This window comes from Sphingobium sp. B11D3D (assembly GCF_025961755.1).
In the GTDB taxonomy this organism is placed as follows: domain Bacteria; phylum Pseudomonadota; class Alphaproteobacteria; order Sphingomonadales; family Sphingomonadaceae; genus Sphingobium.
The window spans coordinates 1,024,551-1,042,327 of record NZ_JAOQOG010000001.1 but is presented as its reverse complement, the minus strand read 5'-3'; the positions used below and the strand labels follow the sequence as shown (position 1 = coordinate 1,042,327).

17 protein-coding genes are annotated in these 17,777 nt (G+C 63.8%); 5 read left to right on the top strand and 12 right to left on the bottom strand.

Features of this window, described 5'->3' with window-relative positions:
- Window positions 1-132 precede the first annotated feature (132 nt).
- Entirely contained in the window at window positions 133-1,500 is a 1,368-nt protein-coding gene (locus M2334_RS04925) for a PQQ-dependent sugar dehydrogenase (protein WP_264604914.1), read from the bottom strand.
- 73 nt (window positions 1,501-1,573) lie between these two features.
- On the bottom strand, window positions 1,574-1,756 hold the full coding sequence (locus M2334_RS04920; RefSeq protein WP_264573378.1) for a hypothetical protein: 183 nt from the start codon (window positions 1,754-1,756) through the stop codon (window positions 1,574-1,576).
- A gap of 240 nt (window positions 1,757-1,996) precedes the next feature.
- On the opposite strand from M2334_RS04920, the gene M2334_RS04915 reads away from it, so the two are divergent.
- The gene (locus M2334_RS04915; protein WP_264573379.1) at window positions 1,997-2,191 is read left to right on the top strand and encodes a hypothetical protein; all 195 of its coding nucleotides are present in this window, start codon (window positions 1,997-1,999) and stop codon (window positions 2,189-2,191) included.
- A 101-nt stretch (window positions 2,192-2,292) separates the two neighbouring features.
- Here M2334_RS04915 and M2334_RS04910 read toward each other — a convergent pair whose 3' ends face one another.
- The 5 genes from M2334_RS04910 to M2334_RS04890 form a co-directional block, all read right to left on the bottom strand.
- Window positions 2,293-3,978: a long-chain-fatty-acid--CoA ligase gene (locus tag M2334_RS04910; RefSeq protein WP_264594052.1), complete on the bottom strand. Its 1,686-nt coding sequence runs from the start codon at window positions 3,976-3,978 to the stop codon at window positions 2,293-2,295.
- Between the two features lie 125 nt (window positions 3,979-4,103).
- On the bottom strand, window positions 4,104-4,760 hold the full coding sequence (locus M2334_RS04905; RefSeq protein ID WP_181561486.1) for a DUF1013 domain-containing protein: 657 nt from the start codon (window positions 4,758-4,760) through the stop codon (window positions 4,104-4,106).
- A 167-nt stretch (window positions 4,761-4,927) separates the two neighbouring features.
- The gene (locus M2334_RS04900; RefSeq protein WP_264594051.1) at window positions 4,928-5,986 is read right to left on the bottom strand and encodes a glycosyltransferase family 4 protein; all 1,059 of its coding nucleotides are present in this window, start codon (window positions 5,984-5,986) and stop codon (window positions 4,928-4,930) included.
- Entirely contained in the window at window positions 5,983-6,822 is an 840-nt protein-coding gene (locus M2334_RS04895) for a UDP-2,3-diacylglucosamine diphosphatase (protein WP_264594050.1), read from the bottom strand. The genes M2334_RS04900 and M2334_RS04895 overlap by 4 nt, the downstream gene beginning before the upstream one ends.
- 104 nt (window positions 6,823-6,926) lie before the next feature.
- The gene (locus M2334_RS04890; protein WP_264606033.1) at window positions 6,927-7,907 is read right to left on the bottom strand and encodes an NAD(P)H-quinone oxidoreductase; all 981 of its coding nucleotides are present in this window, start codon (window positions 7,905-7,907) and stop codon (window positions 6,927-6,929) included.
- A 190-nt stretch (window positions 7,908-8,097) separates the two neighbouring features.
- Here M2334_RS04890 and M2334_RS04885 point away from each other — a divergent pair, with 190 nt between their 5' ends.
- The 4 genes from M2334_RS04885 to M2334_RS04870 all read left to right on the top strand — a co-directional run bounded on the left by M2334_RS04885 (window position 8,098) and on the right by M2334_RS04870 (window position 12,255).
- A complete protein-coding gene (locus M2334_RS04885) occupies window positions 8,098-8,298 on the top strand; it encodes a DUF1192 domain-containing protein (RefSeq protein ID WP_264594049.1) in 201 nt (66 codons plus the stop codon).
- A gap of 143 nt (window positions 8,299-8,441) precedes the next feature.
- On the top strand, window positions 8,442-10,772 hold the full coding sequence (clpA, locus tag M2334_RS04880; protein ID WP_264594048.1) for an ATP-dependent Clp protease ATP-binding subunit ClpA: 2,331 nt from the start codon (window positions 8,442-8,444) through the stop codon (window positions 10,770-10,772).
- Between the two features lie 124 nt (window positions 10,773-10,896).
- Window positions 10,897-11,574, top strand: coding sequence for an alpha/beta fold hydrolase (locus M2334_RS04875; protein WP_264594047.1), 678 nt, complete (start codon window positions 10,897-10,899; stop codon window positions 11,572-11,574).
- Window positions 11,575-11,625: 51 nt separating this feature from the next.
- Window positions 11,626-12,255 carry a glutathione S-transferase family protein gene (locus tag M2334_RS04870; protein ID WP_264594046.1) on the top strand — a complete coding sequence of 210 codons (630 nt, stop codon included), beginning with the start codon at window positions 11,626-11,628 and terminating at the stop codon, window positions 12,253-12,255.
- A 102-nt stretch (window positions 12,256-12,357) separates the two neighbouring features.
- Here the strand turns inward: M2334_RS04870 and M2334_RS04865 are convergent, their stop codons facing one another.
- The 5 genes from M2334_RS04865 to M2334_RS04845 form a co-directional block, all read right to left on the bottom strand.
- The gene (locus tag M2334_RS04865) at window positions 12,358-13,089 is read right to left on the bottom strand and encodes a Bax inhibitor-1/YccA family protein (RefSeq protein WP_264575197.1); all 732 of its coding nucleotides are present in this window, start codon (window positions 13,087-13,089) and stop codon (window positions 12,358-12,360) included.
- Window positions 13,090-13,319: 230 nt separating this feature from the next.
- Window positions 13,320-14,408: an OmpA family protein gene (locus M2334_RS04860; protein WP_181560360.1), complete on the bottom strand. Its 1,089-nt coding sequence runs from the start codon at window positions 14,406-14,408 to the stop codon at window positions 13,320-13,322.
- Between the two features lie 194 nt (window positions 14,409-14,602).
- On the bottom strand, window positions 14,603-15,100 hold the full coding sequence (locus tag M2334_RS04855; protein WP_264571056.1) for a DUF2793 domain-containing protein: 498 nt from the start codon (window positions 15,098-15,100) through the stop codon (window positions 14,603-14,605).
- A gap of 56 nt (window positions 15,101-15,156) precedes the next feature.
- On the bottom strand, window positions 15,157-17,373 hold the full coding sequence (locus tag M2334_RS04850; protein ID WP_264594044.1) for a phage tail protein: 2,217 nt from the start codon (window positions 17,371-17,373) through the stop codon (window positions 15,157-15,159).
- Between the two features lie 3 nt (window positions 17,374-17,376).
- Window positions 17,377-17,775, bottom strand: a complete 399-nt coding sequence (locus M2334_RS04845; protein ID WP_264594043.1) for a peptidoglycan endopeptidase — start codon at window positions 17,773-17,775, stop codon at window positions 17,377-17,379.
- Window positions 17,776-17,777: the final 2 nt, after the last annotated feature.

Below are 17,777 nucleotides of genomic sequence, written 5' to 3'. Positions count from 1 at the left end.
GCGATGGTGCCGAGACCACGATGAAAACTGTGCTCCTGCGAAAGCAGGAGTCTAGGGCGGGTCTTCTCTTCGGCTGCTCCCTGGGCTCCTGCTTTCGCAGGAGCACGGGGCTTAATCAGTTCTGTAAAAGGCTCAGGAGGCGGGCCCGCGCTCCGGCGTCGGCGCGACGGCCGGTTTTGCGGAATTGCTCACACGCCAGATGATCCCGCCGACATCGTCACTGACCAGCACCGATCCATCGGCGGCCACGAGCACGTCGACCGGGCGACCCTGCGCCTGCCCGTCCTTGTTGAGGAAGCCGGTGAGAAGATCGACAAGCTTGCCCTGCGGCCGGCCGCGATCGTCGAAGGCGACATAGGAGACCTTGTAGCCGCTGGGCGGCTTGCGGTTCCAACTGCCATGCAGGGCCACGAAGGCCCCCTGATTGAACGGTGCGCCAAGCGCGGACCCCGGCGTGAAGGCCAGGCCCAGTGGCGCCGTGTGCGTGCCGAGACCAAAGGCCGGGCGGCGGGTATATTCGCGCAGATCATCGCGCTGCGGCTGCACGCGCCGGTCGACATAGCCGCCCCAGTAATTCCACGGCCAGCCGTAGAAGGCCGCGAATTCCACGTCGGTCATGTAATCCGGCACCAGGTCCGAGCCCAGCATGTCCCGCTCGTTGACGACCGCCCAGAGCGAGCCGGTCCACGGGTTCCACGCCAGATCGGTGGGGTTGCGCAGGCCGCTGGCGAAGATATTCGCCTCGCCCTTGCGCGGATCGATCTCCAGAATGGCGGCGCGATAATCCTCCGCGTCCAGCCCGTTCTCGGCGATATTGCTGTTCGAGCCGACGCCGACATAGAGCTTGCCGTCGGGGCTTGCTGCAAGGCTGCGCGTCCAGTGATTATTGGGCGCATTAGCGGGAAGATTGGCGACCTTGCGGCCTTCCACGGTGATCCGCGTCTCGCCCAGCTTGTAGGGAAAGGCCATCAGGCTGTCGGTGTTCGCGACGTAGAGTGTCTCGTCGATCAGCGCCATGCCATAGGGCGAGTTCAGCCCTTCCAGCAGAACATGCCGCTGCTCGGCAATGCCGTCGCCATTGGTATCGCGCAGCAGCGTGATGCGATTGGCGGACACGCCACCAGCGCCGGCAAAGCCGATCAGCTTGCCCATGATCCAATCCTGAATGCCACCGGCTTTGCGGGGCGGGCTGTTGGTCTCCGCCACCAGAATGTCGCCATTGGGCAGGCGCAGCATCTGGCGAGGGTGATCGAGACCGGCCGCGAAACGCTGCACGACGAGACCGCGCGCGGCCACCGGCGCGGCGCCATCGGCCCAGCCCACCGGCTTGGCGATCATGACGGTGGGGAGGATCTGCTTGCGCGCCGGCGTAAACTCGGGCTCGCGCCCTTCAAGCGCGGTTTCGGGCAGGCGCGCGACATCGGGACGCGACAAATAATAGAACACGCCACCCGCGATGAGGATCAGCGCGGCGAGTGTCAGCAGGATGATCTTTTTCATGGCGACGATCTTACGGCTGCGCTTGCCTTGACGCAACAAGCCGAGCGGCCATGCCCGCCCTTATCTGCGCGGATCAGCCCCGGCCCTTCAGCCAGATCGCGACAGCCACGATCACCCCCAGCGCAAGCCCGGCCAGAATGCCGATCGAGGGCTGCCCGGTCGCGATGCCGACGATCGTGCCAAGGAGAATAAGGCCTGCCAGCGGCGCACCGCCGCCCATGGGTGATTTGTCGCCTGAAGAATTCGGATCGGTCATGTCACGCCCATGCCATGTCCCGCGCCGCGATGCCAGCCGAACAAGCGCGCGGTCTTCGTCGTGCCGTAACTGGACAGATTGCTCCCGCACGGGACTTGGTTAAGCCGTATTTAGCCAGCGTGGGGCGTCTGATCCGGATGGAGGGCGAAGCTGGCACGGTCCGTGAATGGATTCAGCTGGACCAGAATGACTCGATTTTGCGGGGGCAAGGGATTCGAATTTTGAATGCATCTTCCGATCATGGTCGACCGTCGGAGCTATGACGACGCCACCGCATTGATGCGGATTTTCGGCGATCACGCGGGCGTTGAGGCGGCCCAGCGCGCGGATCGCAGCCGCGATGTCGGCAACCATATCCGCTTCTGCCACTGGAGAGAGGTGGAGCGCGTCCTGTTTCTTCTCCAAGTCCAACATTGCGTGGGAACCGTCCATTGACAGCCGCGTTGAGGGAATGATGCGGCTCCCCGCAATTGCCGCTATCATCTCTCCCGGCTCATCCCTCAGTCCCCCCCAACGATGAGCCGGGAGAGAAACCCTCAAACAAGCCCCGCCTTGGCCCGCTCTTCCGCGACAAGTTCCTTGCGCGAGAGCTTGCCGACCAATGTGCGCGGCAGGCTCTCACGAATTTCGACCGCGCAGACGCGCTCATGCTTTCCGAGCTGCGGATTGAGCCAGTCCTTGAGACGCTCGCCGTCGATGTCGTCCTCAACCTCCGGCCGCAAGGTCACGAAGGCCTTGGGCACCTCCCCGCGATAATCATCGGGAATGCCGATCACGAGCGCCTCCCGAATGGCGGGATGGCGATACAGCAAGTCCTCGACCTGGCTAGGGAAGACCTTGAAGCCGCCGACCGCGATCATGTCCTTGATGCGGTCGACCACGCGGAAATAGCCGTCTTCATCGATGGTGCCGACGTCACCGGTGCGCAGGAAGCCGTCGACGAACACCTCCCGATCGGCATCCGGATTCTGCCAATAGCCTTGCATTCTTTGCGGCCCACTAAAGGCGATCTCACCCGGTTCCCCCGGCTGGGCAAGCCGGGACGGGTCTTCCCGGTCGAGCAGGCGCACGCGCGTGCCGGGAATGGGCTGGCCGATCGAGCCGGTCTTGCCCGGCCCATCATAGGGATTGGCCGAGACGACCCCGCTGCTCTCCGTCAGCCCGTAGCCTTCGACCAGCCGCGCGCCGGTGGTCGCCATGAACCGCTCCTTGAGCGGCAGCGGCAGCGGCGCGCCGCCGGAAATGCAGACGCGTAGCGAAGAGAGGTCGGCTTTGGCGAGATAGGGGCTGTCGAGCAAAGCCTGGAACATCGTCGGCACGCCCGGGAGCGAGGTGACGCGGGTCCGCTGGATCGCCGCGATGACCTGCCGCGCGTCGAAACGTGGAAGGATAACGATCTCCCCGCCGCGAACGACTGTGCGATTGAGCACCGCAGTGTTCGCGAACACGTGGAAGAAGGGCAGCGCACCCAGAATGCGGTCCTCAAGGGCATGCCAGGGATCGAGCAGGTCGATCTGCCGCGCATTGGCCGAGAGGTTCTGGTGGGTGAGCATCGCGCCCTTGGGCCGCCCGGTGGTGCCACCGGTGTATTGCAGCAAGGCAAGGTCGCGCAGGGGATCGATCGACGGCAGGCTGGAGGGATCATCGCCCAGCAGCGAGCCGAACGAGAGAATGCGCGGATCGGACGGGACATGGTCGTCCGCCGACCGCTTGAACAGGCGGTAGAGCAAGGATTTGCCCAGCGGCAGGCCACCGGCGACGGAGCCGACCACCAGCCGGTCAATGCAGGAGCAATCCAGCACGGCGCAGGCATTGCCAAACAGGGGCTTGGCGGAGATGGTGACCAGCAGGGTCGTCCCGCTATCCTCCGCCTGATGCGCCAGCTCTTCGACCGTATAGAGCGGCGAGAAATTGACCGCGATGGCGCCGGCCATCATCGCGCCATAATAAGCCACGACGTAATGCGGGACGTTGGGGAGGTAGAGGCCGACCCGGTCGCCGGGCTGGACGCCAAGGCCGATCAGCCCGGCCGCGAAGCGCCGCGCGTTGCGGTAGCACTCGGCATAGCTGAACTTGCGCCCGTAAAAATCGAGCATCGGGCGGCTGCCGTCCTGCTCCACGGCAGATCGCAGCATCTCCGGCAGCGATAGCGGGGCAAAGTCCTGCGCCCACGCAACGGGGTGATCATAATGGTCCTGCCAGGCGGGTTTTTCGCTCTCCATGCGGAGAGGCTATGCGATCCCGCGTGGCAAGGCAACGCCATGCCGGGCGACGCTACGTCGCCCGGCTGAATGCTTTTGATCACAGTGCAAATTCGACCCCGAACGCCCCGAATCGGGGCGCGAAATCAGTCTTCGCGGGGGCGGCTCGCGAACAAAGCGGCTTCCTCCGCCAGCATCGTTTCAGACGCGCGGCGCTGTGCGTCCTCGCGCTCCTGACGCAGTTCGGCGATCAGTGCCTCGCGGTCGCCATCGAGACGGTTGTCGGTCGGCGCTTCGATGCCGGCCTTCTTGGCCGCCTTTGCCACCAGTGCATCCAGCTCACGCTGCGAGCACAGGCCCAGCGTCACCGGATCCTTGGGCTGGATGTTGCTGATGTTCCAGTGGGTCCGCTCGCGGATCGCCTGGATGGTCGTGCGCGTCGTGCCGATCAGCTTGCCGATCGCGCCGTCCGAAACCTCGGGATGGTGGCGCAGAATCCAGGCGATGCCGTCTGGCTTGTCCTGACGCTTGGAAACCGGCGTGTAGCGCGGCCCCTTGGTGCGGCGGACCGGGTCGGGCCCCTTGAGCATCTGCAGCTTGTAATCGGGGTTCTGCTCACCCTTGTGGATTTCCTCCACCGAGATTTCATGCGCACGGACCGGATCACGGCCGGTATATTTGGTGCCGGCGGTATCGTCCGCGATCGCCTGCACCTCGAGGATGTGCAAACCGCAGAATTCCGCAATCTGCTCAAAGCTGAGCGCAGTGTTGTCGACCAGCCAGCTGGCTGTGGCGTGGGGCATGAGCGGCTGTGCCACGGGACAAGTCCTTCTGTGCAAAATAGAAGGGCCACCCCTCACGGGATGGCCTTGATGGTCGCACAGATAAGCTATTCCGGCTGGATCGGCAAGCGTTCGCGCGCGTCGCGGCCCCCAAGGGGGCGAAAGGCCGTTCGGGCGGTACAATGGACTCAGGCCGCGTGCGCCAGCGCTGGGGCGTCGAGCCAGTGCAAGCTCTCGAGGAACTGCTCCGCGCTGCGCCGCCAGGTGAAGCCGCGCGCATGCCCCGTGCAGGCCGACGGAGAAAGCTCCAGCGCCTGCGTCACGGCGCGCGCGAGATCCTCATCCATCGCGCCGGTCTGTGCTGTCAGCACGTCGACCGGGCCGGTGACCGGATAAGCCGCCACCGGCGTGCCGCAGGCGAGCGCCTCGATCATCACCAGCCCGAAGGTGTCGGTGCGACTGGGGAAGACGAAGACATCGGCAGCCCGATAGGCCGAGACAAGCGCCTCGCCGCTCAACATGCCCAGAAAATGAACGGCGGGATGTCGCGCCTCCAGCGACGCGCGGGCAGGCCCATCGCCCACCACGACCTTGCTGCCGGGCGTATCGAGCGCGAGGAAGGCCTCGATATTCTTCTCCACGGCGACGCGGCCTACGTGAAGAAGGATTGGCCTCGGCAAGTCGGCAAGCGCGGGATGCCCCTCCCCCTGCGGCGAGAATTGCGTCAGATCGACGCCGCGCCCCCAGTGGTGCGTGTGACGGATACCGGCTTGATGCAGTTCCACGCGCACGGACGGCGTTGCCGTGAGCACCGCTTGCGCCGCCCCATGAAACCAGCGGAAATAGGGCCAGAACCAGTCCGCCGACAGGCCCGTGCGCCGCTCGACATAATCAGGGAAATTGGTGTGGAATGCCGTGGTGAACGGGCGGTGGTGCCGCAGGCACCAGCGCCGCGCTGCGAGACACAGCGGACCTTCGGTCGCGAGATGGATCGCATCCGGCCCGAACGCCGCGATCATGCGGGCAATCGCCCCCGGCGCCGGCATTGCCAGCCGAATTTCAGGATAAGTGGGGCAAGGCAGCGTGTGAAAGCGATCGGGCGCGATCACCTCGACCGTGTGCCCCATGGCGATGAGTTCCGCGCGAACCGCCTGAAGCGTTCGCACGACGCCATTGACCTGCGGCGCCCAGGCATCGGTGACGATGAGGATGCGCCGGCGGGCCGGAGCAGGCCCATAACCGCTCAAGCGGCGGCCTCCAGATCATCCGCAGCGGCGCCTGGGGTGCGCGCTTCCATCACCTCGGCCCAGTGCAGGATTTCCATCCGCCCATCATGATGCTCGACAAGCGCCGTGCATCCCTCCACCCAGTCGCCATCATTATAATAAGTGATGTCGCCGAACTGGCGGATTTCCGCCGTGTGGATGTGCCCGCAGACGACGCCATCGACACGCCGCCGTCCCGCCTCGTGCGCCACGATCTCCTCGAACCGCGTAATAAACGCCACCGCATTCTTGACCTTGTGCTTGGCGATCTTGGAGAGCGACCAATAAGGCAGGCCCAGCCAGCGGCGGACCTGATTGACGCGGCGATTGAGCGCCATCAGCGCCGTGTAGGCCGCGTCCCCCACGAAGGCGAGCCAGCGATGGGCGAGCATGACCGTGTCGAACTCATCGCCATGCAGCACCAGCAACTTGCGGCCATCGACAGTGGTGTGGATCATCTTGCGGCGAATCTCGACGCCGCCAAAGCTCATGCCGGTGAACTGGCGAAAAATCTCGTCATGATTGCCGGGGATATAGATGACGCGCGTGCCGCGCCGCGCCCGCTTCATCACGCGCCAGACCACATCGTTATGGGCGGTCGGCCAGTAGACCCGCTTCTTGAGCTGCCAGCCATCGACGATGTCGCCGACCAGGTACAGCGTGTCGCTGTCCACATTGTCGAGAAAATCGACCAACATCTCGGCATTGCACCCCTTGGTGCCGAGATGGATGTCGCTGATCCAGATCGTGCGGTAATGGGCGCGCGGATGACCGCTGCGCACGGCCCGTTCCTGCGCGATTGAGCTGATGGCGTTCATGGCTTTCTCGACCCCCGGGGACACCATTTCCCCGAGCGCGCTCTAGCCGAACAATGTGACAGTTTTTCTGGGAATATGACGGATTTGCGTCACTCGGTAACTCTTCACCGAACCTTCAAGACGATCTTGCCAAAGTGCCCGCCCGCTTCCATCAGCGCATGGGCTTGCGCGGCTTCGCCGAGCGAAAAGACGCGGTCCAGCGCGGGACGCAGCGCGCCCTCCTCCGCCATCGACCAGACCGTGCGGCGGATCTCATCGACGAGCAGGCCCTTGAAGCCCGCGGTGCGCGCCCGCAATGTGGACCCGGTGAGCGTCAGGCGGCGCATCATGATTTTGGGAATGAACAGGTCGGCCTTGGCCCCACCCAGCACCGCAATGGAGACATGCCGGCCGTCCTCGGCCAGGCACTCCAGGTTGCGCGGGAGATAATCGCCGCCAACCATGTCCAGCACCGCCGTCACGCCTTTGCCGTCCGTGATGCGCTTCACAGCTTCGACGAAGTCCTCGCTGCGATAATTGATCGCATGGCCAGCGCCCCATTCCAGCGCGGCGCGGCACTTGTCGTCACTGCCACAGGTGACGATCGTCGTGATCTCGAACAGCCGGCATAGCGCCACGGCCATGGTGCCGATGCCGCTCGTCCCACCATGGATGAGCACGCTGTCGCCGTTCACGATATAGGCGCGCTCGAAGAGATTGTGCCAGACCGTCATCAGCGTCTCAGGGATTGCAGCCCCTTCTTCCATGGAGAGCGCCGGTGGAATGGCGAGGCATTGGGCATAGTCGGCGCAGGCATATTCGGCATAACCGCCGCCCGCGACCAGCGAACAGACGCGTTCGCCGATCACGTCAAGGCCTATCCCCTCACCCACCGCCACAATGGTTCCGGCCACTTCCAGCCCGGGCAGCGGGGAGGCGCCGGGCGGAGGCGGATAGCTGCCCTGCCGCTGCAGAACGTCCGGGCGATTGACGCCTGCCGCCGCAACCGCAATGAGCACTTCGCCTTGCGCGGGCACCGGCAGGGGAACCTGAACCTCGGTCAGCACATCCGGCCCGCCTGGCTCCCGAATAGCAATGGCGCGCATGGTCTCGGGCAGGTTCGTCACCTTGGCTTGCTCCCCCTGGCTGGCCGTGATCGGCCCTACGTCTAGAGTCCGGTGCGAAAAAGACCAGCCCGGAAAGCAACATAGGCGGATTGGGACGGCCCCTTCCGGCATGCCGAGGCTTCTGCCAACCCCGGTTGACTTGCGCGGACTTTGGCGCAAGCATGTCGCCATGGATTTCGACGACGCCTCACCCCGGGCGCGGCCCGGCGACCTGATTGCAAAGCTGATCCGCGAAGATCTGGATCGGCTTTCGGTCGATGAGCTCGATGAACGCATCAGCCTTCTTTCAGCCGAAATCGAGCGCACCCGCGCCAAGAAATCGAGCGCAGTTCACCATAAGGCAAGCGCTGAGGCGCTATTCAAGAAATGAGGAGAGCGGAGGCAGGATCGCCTTCTGGCGCATATCGGCCTCCGGCAAATCGGTGGATGACAGAGCGGCCCTTGAAGGCGGCTCGCGGCGTGCCGACATTGACCCTAACGCGACCCTCTCTCGGGCCGCAGGAGTAGAACAATATGCCCTCTTTCGCGTCCGCCCTCGAAACAACTCTGCACAATGCCCTGGCACATGCCACGGAGCGCGCGCACGAATATGCGACGCTCGAGCATCTGCTGCTGGCGCTGATTGACGATGAACATGCCGCAAAGGTCATGCAGGCCTGTGGCGTGGATCTTGGTGAGCTTGGCGACACGGTCACCCATTATCTCGATACCGAACTGGAGAGCCTGAAGGTCTCGGGCGGCGTCGACCCCTCTCCCACCAGCGGGTTCCAGCGCGTCGTCCAGCGCGCGATCCTGCACGTCCAGTCTTCCGGCAAAGAGGAAGTGACCGGCGCCAATGTGCTGGTGGCATTGTTCTCCGAGCGGGAAAGCTATGCCGTCTACTTCCTGCAGCAGCAGGACATGAGCCGACTGGATGCGGTCTCCTATCTCTCCCATGGCGTCGGCAAGGGCGCTGCCTCGCCGGAGCCGGCCAAGCCGGCCCAGGCCGAGGAAGAGAAGAAGCCGGAGGCCAAGAAGAAGGAAGGCGCGCTCGACCAGTTCACCGTCAATCTCAACGAGAAGGCGAAGGAAGGAAAGGTCGATCCGCTGATCGGCCGCGATTCCGAGGTGGATCGGACGATCCAGATCCTGTGCCGGCGTTCCAAGAACAACCCGCTCTATGTGGGTGATCCGGGCGTGGGCAAGACGGCCATTGCCGAGGGTCTGGCGCGCAAGATCGTCAATGGCGAAGTGCCCGACGTGCTCAAGGAAGCGGTGATCTACTCACTCGACATGGGCGCGCTGCTCGCTGGCACGCGCTATCGCGGCGACTTCGAGGAGCGGCTGAAGGCCGTCGTCACCGAACTGGAAAAGATGCCGCACGCGGTGCTGTTCATCGACGAGATCCACACGGTGATCGGCGCCGGCGCGACCTCAGGCGGCGCCATGGATGCCTCGAACCTCCTGAAGCCTGCGCTGTCGGGTGGCGCGATCCGCTGCATCGGCTCGACGACCTACAAGGAGTTCCGCAACCACTTCGAGAAGGACCGCGCGCTGCTGCGTCGCTTCCAGAAGATCGATGTGAACGAGCCGACGGTGGATGATACCGTCAAGATCCTCATGGGCCTGCGCTCTGCCTTCGAGGATCACCACGCGGTCAAATACACGCCCGATGCCATCAAGGCCGCCGTGGAGCTGTCAGCGCGGTACATCAATGACCGCAAGCTGCCGGACAAGGCGATCGACGTGATCGACGAAGTCGGCGCGATGCAGATGCTTGTGCCGCCCTCGCGTCGCAAGAAGATGATCACGCCCAAGGAGATCGAGGCTGTGATCGCCACGATGGCGCGCATCCCGCCCAAGACCGTGTCGAGCGACGACAAGAGCGTGCTGGAAACCCTCCAGACCGATCTCAAGCGTGTCGTCTTCGGGCAGGACAAGGCCATCGAGGTGCTCAGCTCCGCGATCAAGCTGTCGCGCGCCGGCCTACGCGATCCGGACAAGCCGATCGGCAACTATCTTTTCTCCGGCCCCACCGGCGTCGGCAAGACGGAAGTTGCCCGCCAGCTTGCCACGCTGCTCGGCATCCCGCTCCAGCGCTTCGACATGTCGGAATATATGGAGCGGCATTCGGTCAGCCGCCTGATCGGCGCACCTCCGGGCTATGTCGGCTATGATCAGGGTGGCCTGCTTACCGATGCCATCGACCAGAACCCGCATTGCGTGCTGTTGCTCGACGAGATCGAAAAGGCCCATCCGGACCTGTTCAACATCCTGCTGCAGGTGATGGACAACGGGCGCCTGACCGATCACCACGGCAAGACCGTCGACTTCCGCAACGTGATCCTGATCATGACGACCAATGCCGGCGCGTCTGACATGGCGAAGGAATCGATCGGGTTCGGAGAGTCGACGCGCGAGGATGTGCAGGAGGAAGCTGTGAAGAAGCTCTTCACGCCGGAATTCCGCAACCGCCTCGATGCGATCGTGCCATTTGGCTATCTGCCGTCGGAAGTCGTCGCCCGCGTTGTCGACAAGTTCATCCTGCAGCTCGAGCTTCAACTGGCCGATCGCGATGTGCACATCACGCTCGACGACGAAGCCCGCAACTGGCTCACTGCCCGCGGTTACGACAAGCTGTACGGTGCCCGTCCGATGGGTCGGCTCATGCAGGAGAAGATCAAGCAGCCTCTTGCCGAGGAACTGCTGTTCGGCAAGCTCGTGCACGGTGGCGAGGTTCACGTCCGCCTCAAGGACGATGCTCTCACCTTCGAGATCACGCCTGCAGCACCCAAGCGCAGCAAGGGGAGTGCTACGCGCAAAGCAAAGAGCGGCCCTTCCGAGGTCTCAGAGCCAAAGAGCTGAACGCCATCGACGGCACAGTTCATATAATCTTGACCGGCCCCGGGCAGCTGCTCGGGGCCGGCTTGTTTTCAGGATATCCGCATCACCTCGAGGATGGCCGGGATCGCTCAGGCATGATCAGGCGTTGACACCCACCGTGCAGCCGACCGTCCTCCTCATTCATGGCTTTGCCGGATTCGCGGTGATGAACCGCCCCCTCGCCGCCATGCTTCGCAGCACCGGCTATCAGCCCGTCGATCTGAGTTACGACAGTTGGCGGCTGGACCTCGAGGGCATATGCAAACTGCTCGGCTCACGTCTGGAAAAGATTGATAGAGCGGGTAGCCCGGATCAGCCTCTCCACATCGTCTGCCATTCCATGGGCGGTCTGGTCGCCCGCGCGCTGATCAGAGCGCGGCGCCCGGCGCGGCTGGGCCGGGTCGTCATGTTGGGAACCCCTAACGCTGGCAGCGAGATAGCCGACACATTGCACCGTTATGCTCTGCTGCGCCCGATACTCGGTAGGGCCGCCCCGGCCCTGGTCACGCAGCGCCCGGCAGAGGTCACTGCAATGTTGGGTGAGATCGACTATCCGGTGGGAATCATCGCCGGCGACCGCCCGATGATGCGGTATGGCGCGTCACGCCTTCTGCCCGGGCCGAGCGATGGCAAGGTCAGCGTGGCCTCGACCAGATTGAAGAACGCGACGGACCACATCGTCCTCCCGCTCTCCCATATGCTGTTGCCCTATCACCCGACCGCCCACGCCCAGATAAAGCATTTTCTGAGCGAAGGACGCTTCGCTCGTGAGACAGGGCTTTGACGGAACTCTAAATTTCGTTCATGATACGTTCCAGTCACTGGGGAGACGATCATGAGCCAAATTCAATTCTACACCAACCCGATGTCGCGTGGGCAAATTGTCCGCTGGATGCTGGAAGAAGTCGGCGTCCCGTACGAGACCCACCTGCTCGACTACCAGACCGAGATGAAAGGCCCGGCCTATCTGGCCATCAATCCGATGGGAAAGGTGCCGGCCGTAGTGCACGAAGGAGCGGTCGTCACAGAATGCGCCGCGATTTGCGCCTGGCTGGCGGATCGCTTTCCCGAAGCAGCGCTGGCCCCGCCCCTGCCCGATCGTGCCGATTATTATCGCTGGATGTTCTTCGCGGCGGGACCGCTAGAGGCGGCTGTGACGAACCGTGCCCTGGGTTTTGTCGCTGAGCCTGGCCGGGAAAGGACTTTGGGCTATGGCAGCTTCGAGCAGACAATCGACACCTTGGAAAACGCGCTCCGGGGGAAGACGTTTATTTGCGGAGAGATGTTCACGGCAGCCGATGTATATGTCGGATCGCATATAGCCTGGGGGCTGCAGTTCGGCACCATCCCTTCCCGGCCGATTTTCTCGGACTATGTCGCGCGCCTTGAGAGCCGACCCGCCTATGCGCGCGCGAAGGACATCGACAATGCGCTTATCGCGCAGGCGCAGTCGGGCAAAGCTTAGTCCAGACCCAGTTCCGGTGCACTCGCTCGGGCTGGTTTAATAAGAAAAAAGGCCGGGAGGATATCTCCCGGCCCTTCTGGTCAATAAAAGAACTCGGCGCGATCAGTCGCGATTGCCGAGGAACTGCAGCAGGAACGTGAACATGTTCACGAAGTCCAGATACAGGCTCAGCGCGCCCATGATGACGGCCTTGCCCATCATGTCGGACCCGGCAACCTGGAAATACAGGCTCTTGAGGCGCTGCGTATCATAGGCAGTCAGGCCGGCAAAGATCAGGACACCAAGGATGCTGATGACCAGCTGAAGCGCCGTCGACTGCACGAAGATATTGATGACCATGGCGACGAGAATACCGATCACGCCCATGATCAGGAACGTGCCGAAACCGGAGAGGTCCTTCTTGGTCGTATAGCCGTAAAGGCTCAGGCCCACGAAAGCCGCTGCCGTGGCGAAAAATGTCTGCGCAATCGAGACACCCGTGAACACCAGGAAGATCGACGACATGGAGAGGCCCATGACGACCGCAAATGCCCAATATAGCGCTTGCGCGGTGCTCGTCTGCAGCTTGTTGATCCCGAAGCTCAGCACCATCACGAAGGCCATCGGCGCCAGCATGATTACCCAGCGCAGCGGGGTCACCAGCACCTGAGCTGCGAAGCCGGAGCTTGCAAACAACAGCGCAACGATACCCGTGACCAGAACACCGCTGGCCATGTAATTGTAGATCGAGAGCATGTAGGAGCGCAGGCCTGCGTCATAAGCAACCTCGCTCGCATGCGTGGAAGCACCACCGTAGCCCGTAGCGGACGACCGGGGATCTGGCCAATTCGCCATTTTATCATCTCCTCTTTCCGGCAACAGCGCCGGACTATCAGCGCACAATATCGGGCTATGCCCTTAGATTTCAAGTGAAACCGGTCCGCGAGGCTTATCATGCCTGCTGTATCGCCCGCTCTCGATGCGCGCCCATAGACGCAAGATGACAGCCCGACGCTCTTTCACACAAAAAAAGGGGCCGGATAAGCCGGCCCCTTCCTTGTTCGTCCCGCCGAAGCGGAGAGTTCTTAGTTGCCCGAACCCGGACCGTAGGTGATTTCCACGCGACGGTTCTGGAGTTCACGCACACCGTCGGCCGTGTCGACACGCGGACGCGTCTCACCGAAGGCCTGCGTCGAGATGACGCCGTCGGAGATGCCACGCGAGGTGAGGTAGCCACGGACCGAAGCGTTACGACGCTCGGAAAGGCCCATGTTGTAGCGGGGCGAGCCCGAACGGTCAGCGTGACCAGCGAGCATGACCTGCGCACTACCGCAGTTCGCATAAGCCGAAACCGCGTTGTCGAGGATCGAGGCAGCATCCGGCGTAACGTCGGCGCTATCCCACTCGAAGAACACGATGTACGGCCCCGGCTGGCACTGCGCAACCGGCGGAGGCGGCGGAGGCGGAGGCGGCGGGGGAGGCGGCGGCGGGGGCGGCGGGGGAGGCGGCGGCGGAGCCGGCTCTTCACCACCGAAGTTGAACACCAGGCCAGCCAGGATGCTGTGGCTGCGAACCTCAGTTTCCAGCGGCGTGCCGGCGGTGTTGATCAGGTCGATGTTGCTGTGGTTGAAGAAGCGATACTTCAGCGACAGATCGACGTTGTTGCTCACCGGATAACGGACACCAGCGATTGCCTGCCAGGCGAAGCCCGTGTCGGAATCGCGCGTGTCGGGCAGCGAGATCTTGGACCGCGCAACGCCGACGCCACCGCCGACGAAGCCCTGCAGGCCATCATCGGGACCGAAGTCGAGCATACCGTTCAGCATGATGCTGTCCACGCGAGCCTGGCCGCCAGGCAGAGCCGTCGTCCGGTTCGAGTAGGTGGTGTTCTTGTTCATCGCCTTCTTGTGCGAATATTCGGCTTCCAGGCGGAACGCGCCGAAGTCGTAACCCACATAACCCGCGGCGTCGTAACCGACCTTGTGCGGGGTGTTGGCCGTGACGCCAGTGGTCGCTGCCACACCGGCAACGGTGCCGGCGTCATACGTGGTGTCAGAGTCCTCGACGATGATCGCGCCAACGTCACCGCCCAGATACCAGGCGCCGTCCTTGGCGAGCGATGGTGATGCCATCGCGGTCGAAGCGAGCGCTATGGCGAGGCCAAGCTTCCGCATATCATTCCCCTTTCAGGTTGATCGTAAAATGCTGCTCGACGTTTTTAGGAGTGCGCCGCAAAGGTTTCAAGCGCACAATCGCATGATGTTGCCTAAATGCCGCATTGTGATCAGCTAATGTTGGCCCTGCAGGAAATATTGCCTGTCGCGTCCGCATGTTGGGAACCGACAACGTCTTTGTGCTTTATGCGTGGTTACGATGCGATGAGGCCGTGTGCCCTCAGGGTATCAAGCACTGAAATGATCGCCTCTCTCGCCTGCGAATCGACGGGCGCCCCCCCGGATGGATTCGCGATTGCAGGCCGCCTGCTGCCAATCACTTTCTCGCCATCAACATAGAAACCGTCAGTCCGCAGACCTTCTTCCCGCCAGTCGCCGGCCTGGAATCTCACGCCGCTTTGCGTATCCCGCTTCCAGCAATGCAAGCCCTCGAACGGCGCAAGGAAGCGCCATCCAGCCGCAGTCCACGCCGCAATCATTCGCTCGCACCCCGCCCATTCGCCCGTAGCGCCACTTCCCACGAGCCAGCACGCACCCAGATCGGGCGCGGCGGGAGGCGCTGATAGGCTCGCGCTTTCCACCACTCGTCCAATCGCGATGTCGATGAGCGACAACGCCTCATTATGGGTAAGTTCCTTTTGCGCCTGCCCAGCAGAGAGCAGCGGCAAGCCAAATCGATCGGTTTGAGCCATAGATCGTCGTCCTTCTGATGTGGGAAGTCGCGCGCGGAGACGCGGATAAGACAGGGCTAGGGAATGACGAGCGCTCGCCCCGCTCCCCAGCTTCCCATCTGCCTCACTTCGATCTGCACGCCAGCCGAGGCCGCCGCCGCGAGATCGGTCGCAACGTCACTCGCCGCGTAGACGCAGGACGGGAGCGTCGTTTGCCATCGCCGCAATGTCACTCCGTCTGCGACGACACTGACCGCATAAGCCTCCCGCTCCTCCCCGAGAGGCGCATCCACGCCGTCGATCCATGCCGAGCCAAGCCGGCTTCTGCGAACCCAACTGATCTCAACATCACCACCGGCCAAAGTCGTGCGCCGCCCGTGCACCGGCGAAAGAGGCATCAATGCGCGGCCGTCGATCAAAAGGCTGTCCTGCGCGGGCGTACTGTCCCCGCTGCCGATTGCCCTCAGAGTCAGCGTCGTTCCAACCGCGCTTTGCTCTACCGGGATCGGCGCCAGCCGCTCGCGGTCGATCAGCACGAACCGTTCGCCCGGATCGTGCCCAGTCATGGCCCATTCGGTGCCCATGCGCCCGCGAACGAGACGCGACAGACGATAATGCCCCGGCCCGAGCGCGTCCGCCTGACCAAATTGCAGCAGTTCCTCTCCAATCTGGCAGATGTTCGCGCCGCCGAGCAGAAGATCGTCCCCCACCCCGGTCAACACATCACCGGGATCGTCGAGAATGATCTCAATGCTGCTGGAAAGGTCCATCCGCCACGGCGCGCCCGGAGGCAGCGCGCCAACAGTGCGGCCCATCACGGCGCGCGGCGCTGTGCTGCCAATGGGCTCGGCAATCTCCAGGACCGGATCATAGCGAAAGAGGGCTGCGCGCCGCCACCCGGCATTTGTACCGCACGCCGCTGCCGCAAGGACTGGGCTCGTGGAAATCGTAGTCCCGTCACCCGGCAACTCCACAATCGTCAGACTGGTCGGCCCCTGGACGAGGTCAGGCTGACGGACCGGCTCCCCGGAGGCCCCTGCGCCCGCGATGGCCCGCGTGCCGCTCTCAAAAGCCTGCAAGCTGAGCCTGACGGCCATGTCATCCCATTCCGTCGTCTCGACGAGCCACTGCCCCGGCTCGCCCGCGACCGTCACAAGATCGCCCGCACCGAGGTCCAGCGCGCTCCAACCAGCGCCGATATTGAGGCACCGGCGGTGCCGCAGCGCATTGCGCAGCTTCCGGTCGGCCAGGCGCCGCGCATCATCCGCCCCCATCGCCGCCGGCAGGTCGATTTCCTCGCCGCGCATCCCCGGCCCCGCCCGCAATGCGGTCTGCAAGCCAAGCTGATAGTCGCGAGCCGGGTCGTGGTGACGGATTGCCAGCCGGGCAGCCACCGTCTCAATCGGTGTGCGAACATGCTGAGGCTCGGCTTGCTTCTCGCCATCGATGCTGCGCACGGCGGTGACCGGATCGATGACATGGCTCGACGGCGTCCCGCTGCTCAGCGCGAGCTCCCCCTCGCGCTCTGTCCATCGCACGTCGTGCAGCGAGACGATGTCGCGCATCGCTTCCTCCACAGCGCCTTCTGCAGCGAAGCCCAGCAGGCGCGCAGGATCGCCCTCACCGGCATGACTGACGGTGCGTCCGGCAAGGTCGGTGGCAATCGCCGGCAGGGCCACTGGTTCGGCATCAGCGATCACTTCGAACGTCAGCGAGGGAATCCGGTTGCCGAAGTCCGCCAGCTGCAGCCCTTCGAACACGACGTAAGCGCAGCCGCGATAAGCAGGGCATTGCGCCACGCCCACTGCGGACGCCACCAGCGGGTCCACCATCTGGTCCGGCCCGCCCAGATACAGCCGAAATGCCGTGAGCGGCGATTTGAAATCCCCGACCGCGCCACGAAGCAGATTGCCGTCCGCCCAGATGCGTCCGATGCCGAGAATAGGCCGTGAGGAAAGCGCAACAGCCAGGCTCGCGGAATAGCTGTAGGTCGTGACGCTTGGGCTGCCCTTGCCTCCACCGCTTGTCGATGTGCTTTCCTGAAGGTCCGTGGCCCAGATCACCGTGCCCGCGACACGGATCGTTCCGTGGATGCGCGGGATCGCCGCGCCGTAGCGGGATGTCTGAACCTGAAGGTCGCTCAGCCGGGGCCCCGTCCGCCCGCCGGGTCGAAAAATCAGGGCATCGACAGACCGTCCGGCGAGCGCGCCGACCGCGCCGCCAATCGCCGCGCCCACAGCGCCGAACGTTCCGCCAAGGGCACTGCCCACGGCGGTGAGAACCAATGTCGCCATGCGCTACTCCTGAAATTGCCACGCGCCCAGCACCGTCCAGGGCGATGGCCCCGGCATCAGCACCACCTTGCCCAGTCCGGCATGAGCATGGACATGACCGCCCCGCGTCACGATCATCAGATGCAACTGCATCGGACCGCTATCGACCAGCAGCACGGCGCCCTCGCCCATCTCCGGCGCCGGTGAGAGGCCGCATGCCGCGAGGTTCCGCACCGCCCTCGCCTGCCCCATGCCCCTCAGCTTATAGGTCGGGAGCGTGGGAACGCGGACTCCGGCCCGCCGCGCCGCAAGCGCAACCAAGCCCACACAGTCCACCCCCGTCTCTACGCTGCGCCCGTGCAACCGAAAGGGCACGCCGACCAAAGCCAAGGCCTCGGCCGCCATTCGTTCGCCAACGTCCATCA